This window comes from Cellulomonas bogoriensis 69B4 = DSM 16987 (assembly GCF_000767165.1).
GTDB lineage: Bacteria > Actinomycetota > Actinomycetes > Actinomycetales > Cellulomonadaceae > Actinotalea > Actinotalea bogoriensis.
Genome location: NZ_AXCZ01000009.1, coordinates 1 through 16086, shown reverse-complemented (window position 1 = coordinate 16086; position 16086 = coordinate 1). Strand labels below are relative to the sequence as shown.

At 72.5% G+C, this 16086-nt stretch carries 14 protein-coding genes; 8 read left to right on the top strand and 6 right to left on the bottom strand.

What is annotated here, in order from left to right; all coding sequences use genetic code 11:
• The first annotated feature begins 117 nt into the window (after positions 1–117).
• The 6 genes from N869_RS01950 to N869_RS01925 all read left to right on the top strand — a co-directional run bounded on the left by N869_RS01950 (position 118) and on the right by N869_RS01925 (position 7108).
• Positions 118–1614, top strand: coding sequence for a 3' terminal RNA ribose 2'-O-methyltransferase Hen1 (locus tag N869_RS01950; RefSeq protein ID WP_035057127.1), 1497 nt, complete (start codon positions 118–120; stop codon positions 1612–1614).
• A complete protein-coding gene (locus N869_RS01945) occupies positions 1611–4199 on the top strand; it encodes a polynucleotide kinase-phosphatase (RefSeq protein ID WP_035057079.1) in 2589 nt (862 codons plus the stop codon). Before N869_RS01950 ends, N869_RS01945 begins: the two co-directional genes overlap by 4 nt.
• 345 nt (positions 4200–4544) lie before the next feature.
• Positions 4545–5726, top strand: a complete 1182-nt coding sequence (locus tag N869_RS01940; RefSeq protein WP_198025926.1) for an MFS transporter — start codon at positions 4545–4547, stop codon at positions 5724–5726.
• Between the two features lie 135 nt (positions 5727–5861).
• Positions 5862–6239: a rhodanese-like domain-containing protein gene (locus tag N869_RS01935; RefSeq protein WP_035057076.1), complete on the top strand. Its 378-nt coding sequence runs from the start codon at positions 5862–5864 to the stop codon at positions 6237–6239.
• Between the two features lie 71 nt (positions 6240–6310).
• The gene (gene trxA / locus N869_RS01930; RefSeq protein WP_035057122.1) at positions 6311–6679 is read left to right on the top strand and encodes a thioredoxin; all 369 of its coding nucleotides are present in this window, start codon (positions 6311–6313) and stop codon (positions 6677–6679) included.
• Positions 6680–6712: 33 nt separating this feature from the next.
• Entirely contained in the window at positions 6713–7108 is a 396-nt protein-coding gene (locus tag N869_RS01925) for a DUF302 domain-containing protein (RefSeq protein ID WP_035057074.1), read from the top strand.
• Positions 7109–7144: 36 nt separating this feature from the next.
• Here the strand turns inward: N869_RS01925 and N869_RS01920 are convergent, their stop codons facing one another.
• Complete coding sequence (locus N869_RS01920; RefSeq protein ID WP_035057071.1) at positions 7145–8296, bottom strand: MFS transporter; 1152 nt, start codon at positions 8294–8296, stop codon at positions 7145–7147.
• 283 nt (positions 8297–8579) lie between these two features.
• On the opposite strand from N869_RS01920, the gene N869_RS01915 reads away from it, so the two are divergent.
• Positions 8580–9287, top strand: coding sequence for an SRPBCC family protein (locus tag N869_RS01915; protein ID WP_232229574.1), 708 nt, complete (start codon positions 8580–8582; stop codon positions 9285–9287).
• A gap of 81 nt (positions 9288–9368) precedes the next feature.
• On the opposite strand, the gene N869_RS01910 is transcribed toward N869_RS01915, so the two are convergent.
• The 5 genes from N869_RS01910 to N869_RS01890 form a co-directional block, all read right to left on the bottom strand.
• Positions 9369–9668 carry a hypothetical protein gene (locus tag N869_RS01910; protein WP_035057069.1) on the bottom strand — a complete coding sequence of 100 codons (300 nt, stop codon included), beginning with the start codon at positions 9666–9668 and terminating at the stop codon, positions 9369–9371.
• A complete protein-coding gene (locus N869_RS01905; protein WP_084136336.1) occupies positions 9665–10039 on the bottom strand; it encodes an ArsR/SmtB family transcription factor in 375 nt (124 codons plus the stop codon). Before N869_RS01905 ends, N869_RS01910 begins: the two co-directional genes overlap by 4 nt.
• Positions 10040–10078: 39 nt before the next feature.
• Positions 10079–11344, bottom strand: coding sequence for a YeeE/YedE family protein (locus N869_RS01900; RefSeq protein WP_198025925.1), 1266 nt, complete (start codon positions 11342–11344; stop codon positions 10079–10081).
• A 2-nt stretch (positions 11345–11346) separates the two neighbouring features.
• Complete coding sequence (locus tag N869_RS01895; RefSeq protein WP_035057066.1) at positions 11347–12360, bottom strand: sulfurtransferase; 1014 nt, start codon at positions 12358–12360, stop codon at positions 11347–11349.
• 314 nt (positions 12361–12674) lie between these two features.
• The gene (locus N869_RS01890; protein ID WP_035057062.1) at positions 12675–14090 is read right to left on the bottom strand and encodes a dihydrolipoyl dehydrogenase family protein; all 1416 of its coding nucleotides are present in this window, start codon (positions 14088–14090) and stop codon (positions 12675–12677) included.
• Positions 14091–14284: 194 nt separating this feature from the next.
• On the opposite strand from N869_RS01890, the gene N869_RS01885 reads away from it, so the two are divergent.
• The gene (locus N869_RS01885) at positions 14285–15847 is read left to right on the top strand and encodes a PQQ-dependent sugar dehydrogenase (RefSeq protein ID WP_084136335.1); all 1563 of its coding nucleotides are present in this window, start codon (positions 14285–14287) and stop codon (positions 15845–15847) included.
• Positions 15848–16086: the final 239 nt, after the last annotated feature.

The following is a 16086-nucleotide window of genomic DNA, read 5'->3' as shown; positions in this document are numbered from 1 at the left end:
GCGCAGCCGGGGGCGTGAGGGAAGGTCATCGCGGTGACGTTCGACGGGTGGGGCGCGCAAGCCCCTGACGAGGCCAATTGAGAGTTCGTCGTGGGGACGCTGTGGGACGATCCGCAGGTGTTCCTCACCGTGACCGGCACCGGACCGGACGCCACCGACCTGGGCTACCTGCTGCACAAGCACCCCGGTCGGGTCCAGGCGTTCGAGCAGTCCTTCGGCGTGGCTCACGTGTTCTACCCCGAGGCGACGGACGAGCGGTGCACCGTCGCGCTCCTCCTGGAGGTCGACCCCGTGGGCCTGGTGCGACAGAAGGGTCGCAGTGCCCCGCGGGACGTCGCCTTCAGCCTGGCGCAGTACGTCAACGACCGTCCGTACGCCGCGTCGTCGATGCTGGCAGTAGCCCTGGGCAAGGTGTTCCGGACGGCCATGGCCGGGCGGTGCGAGGCACGCCCGGAACTGCCGGGGCGCCGGTGGGACCTCACGGTGCACGTCCCGGCCGTGCCGTGCCGCGGTGGCACCGAGGCCGCCGTCCGGCTCTTCGGGCCCCTCGGGTGGGAGGTCGACGCCCGACCCGTTCCCCTCGACCCGACCATCCCCGAGTGGGGCGACTCCCGGTACGTCGACCTGCGGTTGTCCGGCACCCACCACCTCGCCGACGCCCTCAGCCACCTGTACGTCCTCCTGCCGACCCTCGACGCGGCCAAGCACTACTGGGTCGGCTCGGACGAGGTGGAGAAGCTGGTCCGGGCCGGTGAGGGCTGGCTCGCCGGGCACCCGGCACGGGACGAGATCGCCCGCCGCTACCTCGCCCACCGGCACACCCTCGCCGCCTCGGCCGTCGCGCGGCTCGCGGAGGTCGACGACACCGAGCCCGAGACCCTGGACGACGCCGTGAGCGACCCGGCACCAGACCCCGCAGCAGCACCAGCAGGGGCGGCGCTGCCCGGCGCACCGGAGGCCGACGTCGTGCCGCTCGCACGCCAACGCCTGGACGCGGTACTCGCCCAGCTGCGTGGTGCGGGTGCCCGCACCGTCGTCGACCTCGGCTGCGGCGAGGGAGCGCTGCTGGAGGAGCTCCTGGACGACCCGACGTTCGAGAAGATCCTCGGCATCGACGTGTCACCACGCGCCCTGTCCAAGGCCGCGCGGCGCCTCCACCTCGACACCCTGCCCGACCGTCGGCGTCAACGCATCGAGCTCACGCAGTCCTCGGTCGTGTACGCGGACGCGCGGGTCGCGGGCTTCGACGCCGCCGTCCTCATGGAGGTCATCGAGCACGTCGACCCGCCCCGTCTGCCCGCCCTGGAGCGTGCCGTCCTCGGTGCGGCTGCCCCCGGCACCGTCATCGTCACCACACCGAACGCCGAGCACAACGTCCGGTACCCGGCGCTCACCGCCGGGACCATGCGGCACCACGACCACCGTTTCGAGTGGACGCGCGCCCAGTTCCAGCAGTGGGCGCACGCCGCCGCCGAACGCCACGGGTACGACGTCCAGGTGCTGCCCGTCGGCCCCGACGACCCGCAGGTGGGGCCGCCCACGCAGATGGCCGTCCTGCGGCGCGGCGACCCGCAGGCAACGAGCACCACGAGCACCGGCGGAGGTGCACGATGACCACGCTCACGATCCCCGCGCTCTCGCTCGTCGTCCTCGTCGGGGCGTCCGGCTCGGGCAAGTCGACCTTCGCGGCACGGCACTTCGGGCCGTTCGAGACCCTGTCGTCCGACTTCTGCCGCGGGCTCGTCTCCAACGACGTCAACGCCCAGGACGCCACTGCCTCGGCGTTCGACGTCCTGCACCACATCGCGGGCAAGCGGCTCGACGCGGGCCTGCTCACCGTCGTCGACGCCACCAACGTCCAGCAGTCGGCGCGCCGGTCGCTGGTCGACCTCGCGCGCGCCCACGACGTGCTGCCCGTCGCCATCGTCCTGGACGTGCCCGAGCAGGTCTGCCTCGACCGCAACGCCGCACGCGCCGACCGGGACCTGCCCGCGCACGTCGTCCGACGCCACCGTGACCAGCTGCGACGCTCGCTGCGGGGCCTGGGCCGCGAAGGGTTTCGCACCATCCACGTGCTCAAGGGCACCGAGGCGATCGACGCCGCAGTCATCGAACGGCAGCCGCTGCGCAGCGATCGACGCGAGGACCACGGGCCCTTCGACGTGATCGGCGACGTCCACGGGTGCCGGTCCGAGCTCGAGACCCTCCTGGGGCGCCTCGGCTACGCCGTCGTCCACGACACCCAGGGGCGGGCCGTCGACGCCGTCCACCCCGAGGGCCGGCGCGCCCTGTTCGTCGGCGACCTCGTCGACCGCGGCCCGGACAGCGCAGGCGTGCTGCGCCTGGCCATGGGCATGGTCGCAGCGGGCAACGCGCTCGCCGTCCCCGGCAACCACGAGAACAAGCTCGTGCGCGCACTCGACGGTCGGCGCGTGCAGGTCTCCCACGGCCTCGAGACGACCCTGGCCCAGCTCGAGGACGAGACCGACGAGTTCCGCACCGCGGTGCGGGACTTCTGCGACGGGCTCGTCGCGCACCTGGTGCTCGACGACGGCAACCTCGTCGTCGCGCACGCGGGCTTGAAGGAGTCGTTCCACAACCGTGCGTCCGGCCGGGTCAGGGCCTTCGCCCTGTACGGGGACACCACGGGCGAGACCGACGAGTTCGGCCTCCCGGTGCGGCTCCCCTGGGCCGAGGAGTACCGCGGCCGAGCGATGGTCCTGTACGGGCACACCCCCACACCCGCCCCGACCTGGGTCAACAACACGATGTGCCTGGACACCGGGTGCGTCTTCGGTGGCCACCTCACCGCCCTGCGGTACCCGGAGAAGGAGCTCGTCCAGGTCCCCGCAGAGCAGGTCTGGTACGAGCCGGCCCGCCCGTTCCCCACCGCCCAGGGCGCAGCCGACGGCCCCGACGGGCAGGTGGGGCGTCGGGACCCCGACGTGCTGGATGTCACGGACGTCCTGGGCAAGCGGGTCGTCGAGACCGGCCTGCACGGCCGGGTGACGGTCGCCGAGGAGAACGCCGCCGGCGCCCTGGAGGTCATGAGCCGGTTCGCCGTCGACCCGCGGTGGCTGGTCTACCTGCCGCCGACGATGAGCCCGTGCGCCACCGCACCGGACGGCGACCTGCTCGAGCACCCCGACCAGGCGTTCGACGCGTACGCCGGCGACGGGGTCGACCAGGTCGTGTGCGAGGAGAAGCACATGGGGTCCCGCGCCGTGGTGCTCCTGTGCCGGGACGCCGACGTGGCCGCAGGCCGGTTCGGCATGCCCGCCGGAACCACAGGCGTGGTGCACACACGCACCGGACGGCCGTTCTTCGACGACGCCCGCACCGAGCAGCTCCTCGCCGTGGTCCGCACCGCCGCGACCACAGCCGGGCTGTGGGACCGGCTCGGGGGTGGCAGAGCACCGGCGGACTGGCTCGTACTCGACTGCGAGCTCATGCCCTGGTCGGTCAAGGCCGGTGAGCTGCTGCGCACCCAGTACGCGGCCGTCGGTGCGGCGGCACGGTCCGCGCTCCCCGTCGCCACCGCGGCGCTCGAGGCAGCCGCCACCGCCGGACTGCCCGTCGAGGAGCTGCTCGGCCGAACCCGGTCCCGGCACACCAACGCCCACGCGTTCAGCGACGCCTACCGCCGGTACGTGTGGCCCACCGACGGGCTCGACGGCGTCCACCTCGCCCCGTTCCAGGTGCTCGCCACCGACACCGGCACGTTCGAGACCCGCGACCACCTGTGGCACCTCGACGTGGCCGACACCCTGGTCGAGGCCGACCCCACCGGTGTGCTCACCGGCACCCGACGGCTCGTCGTCGACCTCCAGCAACCCGACTCCCGGGCCGCCGCCGTCACCTGGTGGCACGAGCTCACCACCGCCGGCGGGGAGGGCATGGTCGTCAAACCGCTCGCCAACCTGGTGCGCGGACGACGCGGGCTGGTCCAGCCCGGCATCAAGGTCCGCGGCAGGGAGTACCTGCGCATCATCTACGGCCCCGACTACACCGAGCCGCAGCACCTCACCCGCCTGCGCTCACGCCACCTCGGCCGCAAACGGAGCCTCGCGCTCCGCGAGTACGCCCTGGGTCTCGAGGCACTCACGCGACTCACCGCCGGCGAACCGTTGTGGCGCGTCCACGAGGCCGTCTTCGCGGTGCTCGCCCTCGAGTCGGAGGCCGTCGACCCGCGCCTGTGAGCGGTCCGGCTGCATCGAGCACCATCCCCGACGTCGGGGGGCCATGCCCCTCGTCGTCACCAGCGACGTCCACCCACGCGGCCTCGACGCGGCCTCCACGCGGCCTGTCGCGTCGTCCGACACGGGAGTGGGACCGTTCTGTTGCGGTTTCCGTAACAGAACGGTCCCACTCGGTGGGGAGGGGAGGGTGGCGCCAGCGGGGGCCGGTGGCGCCGGCGAGGGCCGGTGGCGCCCGTGGGGACAGGTGGCGTCGGCGGGGCTGCGTCCCGTGGGGCAGGTGCTCATGCGCCGGCCGGGGCGAGCGGTAGCCCGTGCCGACCGGCGGGAGAGATGCCAAGGTGCGGTGTGGACAGGCACGCGCTCAAGGTCGGTGTCGGGGGCGCCGCGGTCGTCGGCGTCGCCTTCGGCATGGCCCGGTACGCCTACGGGCTCACGCTGCCCGACGTGCGCACCGAGTTCGGGCTCTCGGAGCTCCTCCTGGGCCTGATCGCGAGCGGGACGTTCGTCGGCTACCTCGCCGCCCTGCTCGCCGTGCCGAGCCTGACGGCCCGCCGAGGCCCACGGGCCCCGACCACGGTGGGCGGGATCTGCGGCGTGGTCGGCGCCACGACCGTCGCGCTCGCACCCTCACCCTGGATCCTCGCAGCGGGGGCTGTGGTCAGCGGCAGCGCCGCCGGGTGGGTGTGGGCCCCCTACTCCGACATCGTGACCAGGATCGCGGCCCGCCGCCACCAACCGACCCTGCTCGCGGTGATCACGACGGGAACCAGCCTCGGGCTCGTCGCACTCGCCGCGACGGGCGTGCTCGGCTCGCTCACCTCGTGGCGCCTGACCTGGGCGGGGATCGCCGTGGCCGCCGCCGTGGCTGCGCTGGTGAACCTGCGAGCAGTCCCCCGGCTGGACGCCGGGCGCCGGACCTCGGGAACCCCGCGCCGGTCCCCCTGGCGCCGGGAGATGGCCCCACCCCTGATCTACGCCGTGGTCTACTTCGTGGCCATCACGGCCTACTTCACCTATGCCAGTGAGGCCGTGCGCAGCGGCGGGCTCCCCGCCTCGGCCTCGCCGGGGCTCTTCGCCGTCATCGGCATCGGCGGGCTCATCGGGCTGCGCACGGGTCGGATGACGCGCGCGGTGGGCCCGAGGGCGGTCGGCGCCGGTGGGGTCCTGGTGGTCGGTGGCGCGCTCGTGCTGCTGAGCGCGGGGCGCGCGTCGCTGCCGCTGGTCCTGGCATCCGCGCTCCTGTTCGGTGCGGGCTACATGGTGGGCTCGTCCCTGCTGGCCATCTGGACGGCCCAGGCGGTCCCCGACCGGCCCGGCGACGGGTTCACGATCGCCCTCGTGGTCGGCGCCGTCGTCTCGATCGCCACACCCGCGGCGATGGGCACCCTCATCCCGACCCTCGGCCTGCCCACGATGCTGGTGGCCGTCGCCGCTGTCGTGACCCTCGGCGCGAGCACGCTCGCTCTGCCGGCGCTGCGCCCAACGCCCGGGGAGCCCGGACCTGATCGGCGAGGACGCCAGGGCTGACACGCCCGGAAAGGGCTGCCGTCAGCAGCACACCGCCACTTGCCATTGATACCCCTAGGGGTATCCTGGCGGTGCGCGGGAGCGCCTACGCACCCCGACGCCCCACCCGATCGCCCCAGCAGTCAGGAGCACCCCATGACGACAGCACCGACGACCCTGCGAGGGCGCCTGCGCCGGCTCCTCGGGCGCGCCACCGACGACGGCGCAGTCGGCAGGACCGTCTCCGCACCCCGGGCGCTGGAGATGGTGCGCGACGGCGCCGTCGTGCTCGACGTGCGCGAACGCGCCGAGTGGAAGACCGGTCACGCGCCCCACGCCGTGCACGTGCCGCTCGGCGACATCGCCAAGGCACCCGGTCGCCTCGGCAAGGACAGGCCCGTCGTCGTGATGTGCGCGTCCGGGATGCGGTCGCGCACCGCCGCCAAGCACCTGCGCGATGCCGGACTGACCGCCACCAGCCTGTCCGGCGGGATCGGCGCGTGGCAGGCCGCCGGGGGGGCGGTCCGCCGCTGACCGGCCCGAGGGAATCACCCGACACCCATCCGTGTTATACCCCCATGGGTATCACGACGAAGGAGATGGCCTTGAGCACCACCACACTGACCGCAGACACCTTCACCAGCACCATCAGCGACAACGACATCGTCCTGGTCGACTTCTGGGCCGGATGGTGCGGCCCCTGCCGGATGTTCGCACCGGTCTTCGAGAAGGCCGCCGAGAAGCACCCCGATGTCGTGTTCGGCAAGGTCGACACCGAGGCCGAGGGCCGGCTCGCGGCCCAGGCCGGTATCACGTCCATCCCGACCCTCATGGTGTTCCGGGAGGGAGTCCTGGTCTACAACGAGCCCGGCGCACTGCCCGCCCCGGCCCTGGAGCAGATCATCACCGCGGTCAAAGGCCTGGACATGGACGTCGTCCGGCAACAGCTGGACGCAGCGAACGCCGGCGGCTGACACCGCCAACCCCACCGACCGAGAGGAAGCACGATGAGGTACAGCATCACCACCACCGTCGACCTGCCCTTCGACCGGGCGCTGGCCGCCACCCGCGAGGCCCTCGCGACGCAGGGCTTCGGGATCCTCACCGAGATCGACATGGCCGCCACGCTCAAGGCCAAGCTCGACGTCGACCTCGACCCGCAGGTCATCCTCGGCGCGTGCAACCCCCCGCTCGCACACCGCGCACTCCAGGCCGAGACCGCCATCGGGCTCCTCCTGCCGTGCAACGTCGTCGTCCGCTCCGCAGGCCCGGAGCGGACCACCGTCGAGGCCCTCGACCCCGACGTCATGGTCGAGGTCACCGGGAACAGCGAGCTCGGTGACGTCGCGACCGACGCCAGGACCCGGCTGCACGCGGCGCTCGACACCCTCGCCGGGCGGTAGCCACTCCGGTCGCGGGTCCACGCGCCGGGTTCGCGCTCATCTCTCTTCATCAGCGGAACGCCCGCGAGGTTCACGAGCAAAAACCACGAGCGCCACGGCGGCGGCACACGCTGCGGCGTACAGCGGGACACGGAGCCAACCTTCGCCGGTGGCGCCACCTACGACGTTCCCGGCGGGGGAACCCGCGAAGGCCACGGAGCGATAGGCCGCCATGACGCGCCCCCGCACCTCGGCGGGCACGATCGCCATCAACCTCGTGGAGCTCGCGACATTCCATGCTCCCGTCGACAATCCAAGGATCCCGACGGCGACGAACAAGGACGGTGCCGACCACGCGAAAGCGAGCGCCGAGAAGCCTCCGAGCTGAACGACGAGCGATGCCATCGATACACGCATGAGAGTGGCGCGCGGTCCCGCAACCGTGGCCAGCATCGAACCGAAGAGAGCAGCCAGCGACGTCGTCGAGGCGACGACTCCGTAGGTTGCAGGCGGAAGCCCGAGGCTCTGCATCGCAAGGATCGGGAGAACGGCGGCCATGCTCCCGTACGCCATGTTGTTCAGAGTGACAGCGATCAGCAACCGCCTCGTCGGCCCAGAGCCCGCGATCCAGACGAAGCCGTCCCGCCATGACGGTCGTGAGTCGCCGTGCCCGACCTGCGCGCTCGTGCCGCCCACCCGGGCTACGACCACGCAGCACAGGGCTGCGCTCAGTACCGCCCATGCGACGAACAGGGAGCCGGGAGCCAGGACGGCCAGTGCGCTGCCCGCCATGGGCCCGATGATCCGAGCCATGCTCTGCCCGGTCGACATGATGCCGTTCGCACGGAGGAGGCGATCACTGTCGGTGACGTGGGGGAGAATGACGTTCAAGCAGTTGTCTGATACCGCCTGGCACGTCCCAAGAATGAGAGCAGCCCCCACCAGAACGGGCACACCTGCAAGGCCCGCACCGGCAAGGAGCGCCAGGCCTGCCGCGACGACTACCTGCGAAGCCAGCCCGACAACAAGCATCTTGGAGGGCGATCGTCGATCGATCTGGACACCGATCGACGGCCCGAGCAGGATCACCGGCGCCGTAGCGCACAGCGCGAGGATGCCGACCGCAGCAGGGCTGCCCGTCGCGGTCGCAGTGAGCACCATGAACGCCGTCACCTTCGACGCGTCGATCAGGCGCGAGAAGAAGGCCACGACGATCGTGCTCCAACTACGCGATCCGACATCCCAACCCACGGAAGGTGATGGGTGCGCCTCGCCAACAGTCACAGGTGGCTTCCGTTCACAAGATGCTCAGGCCGAGCGGTCCGGGCCGGACGATAGTGGCCGGTGAGACGACACATCAGGGAACTACGTCCGTCGTGGCTTGCATCACGTCCAGTAGGACGCCGTCCAGGAGTCGAGCCTGGCACCGATCCCGTTGACCTCGGGACGTTCGTCTGACGCCCGGCGGTGGCCGGGGTGGTCGACTGAGGGCATGGCCCGCCTCCGAGCGTCGGACCTCCTCCCCCGGCCGAACGAGCTCCTCCCCCCGCCCCCGCCACCACCGCCACGACGCACCGTCGTCGCGGCCGTCGCGTTCGCGATCGGGCTCAGCCTGCCCGTGCTGCGCACCTGGCTGCTCACCTTCGGCTCCACCGAGGCCGAGCTCGACGCCACTCTCCCCGGGGACGAGCTCCTGCCGAAGGCCGACCTCGTCGCCACCCGCTCCATCACCATCGCCGCACCACCCTCAGCGGTGTGGCCGTGGCTGGCGCAGATCGGGCAGGGGCGCGGCGGGTTCTACTCCTTCGACGCCCTCGAGAACCTCGCAGGGTGCGACATCCACTCGGCCGACCGGGTCGTCCCCGAGCTGCAGGACATCGCCCCCGGTGACGCCGTGCACCTTGCCCCGCAGGTGGCCCTGCAGGTGGCCGTCGCCGAGCCGGGCCGGGCACTCGTCCTGCACGGAGCCACCGGCCTCACCACCTCACCACCGCCGTACGACTTCACCTGGGCGTTCGTCCTGCGCCCCGGGCGGGGCGGCGGAACCCGGCTGGTGGTCCGCGAGCGCTACGCGTACACCGCCCGGTGGGCGCGGCTGCTGGTCGAGCCGGTGAGCGTGGTCAGCTTCGTGATGAGTCGCCGCATGCTCCGGGGGATCCGTGACCGGGCCGAGGGTGGCTGGGCGGGTCGTCCCCGGTAGCTTCTCGGGCGCATCTGGGCCGGGACTGCACGACGGAGCCCGGCGGTGACAGGTGTCGACCGCCGGGCTCCGTCCGGTGGATCAGTGCTCGTCGACGTGGTCCTCGTGGGGCGCGTGCCGGTGCCCGTCGTGCAGGTAGTCGACGTGGCCGTCGTGCTCGACCGGCTCGTGCCCGCAGTCCGGGCCGTGGGCGTGGTCGTGGGCCTCGGCCACGACGTGGACGTCGGCGTCGTGCTCGTCGACGTGGTCCTCGTGCACGTGGTGCAGGTGCCCGTCGTGGAGGAAGTCCACGTGCCCGTCGTGCATGGCCGTGGCGTGACCGCAGCCCTCGCCGTGGACGTGGACGTGGCCGTCGTGCACCTTGTGGGTCGCCGTGCTCATGGGTGCGCTCCTGTGGTCGTGGTGTGTGCTGCCGTGCTGTGCAGTCGCTGGTCCGGCCCTGCCGGCTCGGGACCCGCGGGCGCCGCGGGCTCGTGGGCGTGGGCCAGCGCGTCGGTGATGAGGTGGCTGACGTGGGTGTCCTTGAGCGTGTAGACGATCTCCTTGCCCCGACGGTCCCCGCTCACCAGCTTCGCCCCTCGCAGCACCCGCAGGTGCTGCGAGACGAGCGACTGGGAGACCCCCAGTGCCTGCACCAGCTCGTGGACGCAGGCGGGCCCCCGTTGCAGCTCGATCAAGAGCCTCAGGCGGGCAGGTGACGACAGGGCCTTGAAGAGCTCTGCCGCCGCACGCACCGCATCACCGTCTGACACATCAACACATTAGCACTCGTGCACATGTGGCGCACCCGGTCAGGAACGGTGCAGACCGAACCGGATCGACACCCACGTGCCGGCCAGCACCGTCGCCGCGAACACCCAGCCGGACACGGCGAACGCCTGGATGCCGGACAGCAGCACACCGACCGTGCACCCGAGCGCCACCATCGCACCCCAGCCCATGAGCACACCGCCGAGGAGCGCGGTGCTGCCGTTGCGGACGGTGATCGGTGAGGGCCGGAACCGGTTGCCGGCCAGTGCCGCGGCGAACGACGCCAGCACCAGCCCCAGGATCAACCAGCCGTTGTCCAGCACCACGCGGGTCACGACCGTCGCGCACCCCGACAACGTATCCAGCCCGTGGAGGCGGTCGGGCAGCAGGTCGGTGTCCGCGAGCGCGGTGCGGGTCCACGTCCCGAGCTGGGCGGTGACACCCAGTGGCTCGACCCGCAGGTAGGCGATCACCCCGATGACCCCGACGACGGCGCCGGTGGTCAGGGGGCCCCACCGGTCCAGCAGGACGACGCGCCGGACGTGGGCCCAGGTGATGGTCCCGCCGCCCAGGGGGGCGGTGCGGTGGGGGCGGGCCCACCGCAGCAGGAGGGCGCCGATGACCAGCAGGACGGCGAGCTGGACGAGGACGGCACCGGAGTACCCGAACCAGGTGGGCAACCACGGGGTGGGTGCCCCGCTGACCCCGGCGAAGTACAGGGTGTTCCAGGTGAAGAACCCCAGCCCGAAGCCGACCAGGGCACCGAGCAGTGCGGGGACGGCCCGGGTGTACCCCTGGCCGAGGCGGTACAGGTGCCCGCTGATGCACGCACCGGACAGGGTCATGCCGACGCCGAACGCCAGGCCGCCAGCGACCAGCACCCAGCTGACCGGGCCGATGTGCGCCTCGGGGGGCAGACGCCCGGTGGTCGGGTCGGGCAGGAACATGCCGAACACGACGGCGTAGCCCAGGCCCCCGACGGCGAGGGCCACCAGGACGGAGAACACACCGGTGGTGTCCTTGTCCTCGATCGCGTCGCGGAAGATGCAGAAGAAGCAGAACCGGCCCCGCTCGAACGCGATACCGAGGGCTGCGCCGATCAGCAGGGAGAAGCCCGCGTCGGCGGCCGTCCCCGGGATGCCGTTGAGCACCCACGCCCCGACCAGCAGCGCGACCAGGACCATGCCGGAGAGCGCGGTGCGGAGGGTGTCGCCGCGGGTCCAGCGCGGCCGGGGGGCCTGGGGTGGGACGGCCGGGGTGGCCCCCTCGGTGTCGAGGGGGCCACCCGCGGCGGTGGTGGTGCTCACCGTCAGACCCCGCCCCACACGGTGCCGGCCGGGTTCTCGATCGGGACGCCCACGGTGTTGCCGTACTCGGTCCAGGAGCCGTCGTACACGGCGGCCTCGTAGCCGAGGATCTTGTTCAGGACGAACCAGGTGTGGCTGGCGCGCTCACCGATGCGGCAGTACACGGTGATCGGGGTGGACCCGTCGACGCCGGCGTCGGCGTAGATCTCACGCAGCTCCTCGACCGAGCGGAAGCGCCCGTCCTCGGCGACGGCCTCGACCCACGGGACGTTCACGGCGCCGGGGATGTGGCCGGCGCGCACCGCGAGCTCCTGGACGCCCTCGGGGGCGAAGACCTCACCGGTGAACTCGGCGACGGAACGGATGTCGACCAGGACCTCCTCCTTCTCGCCGTTGGCGACCGCGAGGACGTCGGGCAGGCGCGAGCGCAGCGTGTCGTCGGCCTCGGCCGCGACCCAGGTGCCGGCCTCGTGGCGCGGCGGGGTGACGGCGAGCTCGCGGCCGTCGTTCTCCCAGAAGGTGCGGCCACCGTCGAGCAGGCGCACGTCCTGGGCGCCGTAGATGTCGAACACCCAGGCGCCCCAGGCGGCGAACCAGTTGTCCTTGTCGCCGTACAGGACGATGGTCGTGTCCTCGTCGACGCCCGCGGCCTGCACCAGCTCGGTGAAGCGCTCGCCGTCGACGATGTCGCGGTTCACGGTGTCGACGAAGTCGGTGTGCCACACGAAGTTCGTCGCACCCGGGATGTGCCCACGCTCGTAGAGGCCGGGCTCGGTGCTCACCTCGATGATCTTGACGCTGGGGTCGTCCAGGTGCGCCTCGAGCCAGTCGGCGTCGACGACGACGTCGTCGAACCCGGTGGCCGGGGTCGCGCCGTCGGTGGTGTCGGTGGTGGCGGTGGCGTCGGGGGTCTCGGCGCCCTGGGGGTCCTGCTCGGCGACGGTGCACGCGCCCGTCAGCAGGACGGCGGCGAGGGCTGCAGGGGCGAGGCGGTACCTCGTGCGGGTGGGTGTCATGACGGCTTCCGTTCGTTGTCGGGCGGGCGACGCGGCTGAGTCCGGCTGGTTCCGGGGCGCGTGGCGTGCCACGACGGAGCCCCGGCGTCGGCCAGGGCTCGGAGCGTCAGGTGCTAGGGACGCGAGGACGATGCCCGATGGCCGGCGCGAGCCGGACACATGGACATGCGGCACATCAGCGCGGTGCGCTGGGCTGCGGTCATCGGTGGTCCCCCGTCCGTCGTACGCGAGTCGTACGACTTCCCGCGGTGAGGCGGTTGCACGGAACGTATTGACCCGGCCCAGGTTGTGTCAACGATGTGGACGGTCTCGTCCTACAGGTTGAGATTCGAGGCGTGTCGGGCCGCTCTCGTCGTCATGGCCCTCGCCGCGGCGCCGATCGCCGCACTGTACGTCGGGTAGGCGAACTCGACCTTTGCCAGGGTCGCGACGTCGACGCCCGCCGCCATCGCCGTGGTCACCGCCTGGATCACCTCGACCGCGTTCTCCCCCACGGCGTGCGCGCCCAGCAGGTGCTCACGGCGGCGGTCCGCGACCAGCTTGAGGAACCCCCTCGTGCGGTCGTCGATGACCGGACGTTCCAAGGAGTCGTAGGGGACCAGGACGCTCACGCACCGCTCGTCCCGCTCACGGGCCTGCTCCTCCGTCAGGCCGACGTCCGCGTAGTCGGGGTCGGTGAACCCGCCCGCGGGCAGCAACCGGTGCGGCGCGCGCACCGTCGTGCCGAGCACCGCGTTCCGGGCCGCCGCCTCGGCCTCGGCCCTGGCGGCCTGCACGAGCATCGCGACACCGTTCGCGTCCCCCGCCACGTACACGTGACCCACGTTCGACGCCAGGTACTCGTCCACCGGCACCCGACCCCGGTCGCTGCGCACCCCGGCGGCGTCCAGGCCCAGGTCCTCGATGGCCGCCGGCCACCCCGTGCACATCACCACCGCGTCGACCACCTGGTCGTGGTTGACGCCCGCGACCGTCCACGACAGGCGGATCCCGCCGTCGGTGCGCTCCAACGACGTCACCGACTCCACCGACGTCACCACCCGCACGCCCTGCTCCCCGAACGCGCGCTCCACGTGCGCAGAGACGTCCGCGTCGGTCTGGGCGAGGATGCGCGGCGCGACCTCCAGCAACGTCACCTCGCTGCCGAACGCGTTGAACACCGTGACCAGCTGGGCGCCGGTGTTGCCCGCACCGATCACCGCGACCCGTCGCGGCAACGCTGGCAGGTCCAGGACCTCCTCGGGCATGGTCGCGAGCTCCGCGCCGGGCACGGGCAGGCGACGGGAGTGACCCCCGACGCACAGGACCACCGACTCCGCGCGCACCCGCCGCACCGAGCCGTCGCCGGAGGTCACGTCCAGCTCGTGAGGGGAGGTGAACCGGGCCCGGCCGGTCAGCACCTGCACCCCCGCGTCCGCGAACCGGTCGACGTCACCCTTCGCCTCACGCACCCGCTCCACCGTGGACCGGACCCGGGCGACGGCCGCGTCCCAGTCCAACCGCTGACCCGTCACCGAGATGCCGAAGTCCTGCGCAGACCGCACCTCCCGCATGAGACGGGCGGTCTTCGCCAGCACACGGGTCGGCACGCACCCCGTGTTCACGCACGTCCCGCCCGTGCGGCCGGCCTCGACCACGCCCACCCGGGCACCCAGACCCGCGGCCGTCAGCGCGGCGGACGTCCCCGCCGGCCCGGCACCGACCACCAGCACGTCAAAGGTGTCGATCATGCCCCTACTGTGCGGCCCGTCGGGCCGTCCCGCAGCGCGAACGCCTCAGGTGCCCGCGGCCTCGCGCGCCGCTGCCCCGAGAAGAAGGCCGGAGCGGGCGCGGGTGAAGCGTTTCGGGTGGACGGGCACGGCGTGTGGGGGACCATGGTGCGTTGACAGCTGCGACGACGCACTCAGGGGGATGGGGTCAGGACATGGGAGCACGCAGACCAGTGGTGGGGGCGATCGCCGCGTTGGGGGTGATGGTCGGCACCGCGCTGGCGACCACCGCCGTCACCGCGCCGGCCGCGGCCGTGACCGTCACCGAGCCGGGGCCCGTGGTGCACGTGGCGTCCGGCCGGTGCCTGGACGTCAACGGAGCACGCACCGCCCCGGGGACCGCCGTCCTGCTGTACGACTGCCACGGCGGGGCCAACCAGCAGTGGGAGCACACCGCCAACGGCGAGCTCCGCACCTACGACGGCACCCGGTGCCTCACCCAGCCGGTGTGGAGCACCCGCACCCCCCGCCTGCAGATCGATCGGTGCACCGGCACCGAACGCCAGCGCTGGCAGCTCACCGACGACGGCCTGCTCGTCTCGGCCCGCTCCGGCCGGTGCGCCGAGGGCGGGCGGGGCCTGAACACCCGACCCGTGACCCTGGCGACCTGCGCGGTCGGTGACCGTCAGGTGTGGCAGGTGCAGGGCTCCCCCGTCGACGGACCCGGCGAGCCCACCGACCCCGACCCGGGCGAGCCCGACCCCGGCGAACCCGGCCCCGCTCCCTGCGACACGCCCCTGTGCGAGATCACCGAGGTGGCCAACGACACCGACGTGCCGTGGGGCCTGGTGCAGCTGCCCGACGACACCGTCCTGTACGGGCAGCGCGACGCGTTCGGGATCATCGCGATGAACGCCGACGGCAGCGACCAGCGCCAGGTCGGGACCGTCCCCGGTGCGGCCAGCACCGGCCTGGAGGGCGGCGTCCTCGGGCTCGAGATCTCCCCCGACTTCGCCGACGACCAGTGGCTGTACGTGTACCACTCGACCGCCACCGACAACCGGGTCGTGCGGTTCCGGTACGACGGTCAGCTGCGCACCGACACCGCCGAGGTCGTCATCGACGAGATCCCGCGGGCGCGCATCCACAACGGGGGCCGCATCCGGTTCGGGCCTGACGGGATGCTCTACATCGCCACCGGCGACGTGGACGACCCACCGGTCGCCCAGGATCTGTCCAGCCTCGCCGGCAAGGTGCTGCGGGTCGGGCCCGACGGGTCCGTCCCCGAGGACAACCCCTTCGGTGACGCGATCTGGAGCTACGGGCACCGCAACCCCCAGGGCCTCGCGTTCGACTCCGAGGGCCGGTTGTGGCAGCAGGAGTTCGGGGCGGCCGCCCAGGACGAGACCAACCTGATCGTCCGTGGCGGCAACTACGGGTGGCCGGCCTGCGAGGGGACCGTCGGCGACTGCGACGACCCGGACTTCATCGCACCTGCCCTGACGTACAGCCCCGCCGCGGCGTCGTGCAGCGGCATAGCAGTGGTCGACGACGCCCTGTACGTCGCGTGCCTGCGTGGCGCGCGCCTCTACCGGGCCGAGATCGACGGTGACACCCTCACCAACGTCACCCAGCACCTGGTGGGCACCTACGGGCGTATGCGGACCGTGGAGCCCTCCAACGACGGCGGCCTGTGGATCACCACCAGCACCGACGACCGCAACCCGGTGCCCAACACCGGCGACGAGCTGATCCTGCACGTCACGCTCGGGCAGTAGCCGCAGCAGCGCCGAGGGCGCCCGGGCCCGACCAGACGGTCGGCCCGGGCGCCCTCGGTCGTAGGGGCGACGATTTCGCCGGGGTCAGGCGCGGGCCCCCCGGGGCCGTGCACGGTGGGCCAGGAGGAACCCTCCGACCAGCAGCGAGGCCGCGACGAACGCGGCGAAGGGGAGCGCCGACGCACCGGTCGCGGCGAGCTGCTGCGGTTCGGGCGCGGGCACCGGGTCGAGCACGACTG

Excerpts from the sequence above, each read along its gene's own strand:
- N869_RS01915 (WP_232229574.1), top strand. The coding sequence starts at position 8,580 with ATGGCCCGCCTCCGAGCGTCGGACCTCCTCCCCCGGCCGAACGAGCTC.
- N869_RS01910 (WP_035057069.1), bottom strand. The coding sequence starts at position 9,668 with ATGAGCACGGCGACCCACAAGGTGCACGACGGCCACGTCCACGTCCAC.
- N869_RS01895 (WP_035057066.1), bottom strand. The coding sequence starts at position 12,360 with ATGACACCCACCCGCACGAGGTACCGCCTCGCCCCTGCAGCCCTCGCC.
- N869_RS01945 (WP_035057079.1), top strand. The coding sequence starts at position 1,611 with ATGACCACGCTCACGATCCCCGCGCTCTCGCTCGTCGTCCTCGTCGGG.
- N869_RS01890 (WP_035057062.1), bottom strand. The coding sequence starts at position 14,090 with ATGATCGACACCTTTGACGTGCTGGTGGTCGGTGCCGGGCCGGCGGGG.
- N869_RS01925 (WP_035057074.1), top strand. The coding sequence starts at position 6,713 with ATGAGGTACAGCATCACCACCACCGTCGACCTGCCCTTCGACCGGGCG.
- N869_RS01935 (WP_035057076.1), top strand. The coding sequence starts at position 5,862 with ATGACGACAGCACCGACGACCCTGCGAGGGCGCCTGCGCCGGCTCCTC.
- N869_RS01885 (WP_084136335.1), top strand. The coding sequence starts at position 14,285 with ATGGGAGCACGCAGACCAGTGGTGGGGGCGATCGCCGCGTTGGGGGTG.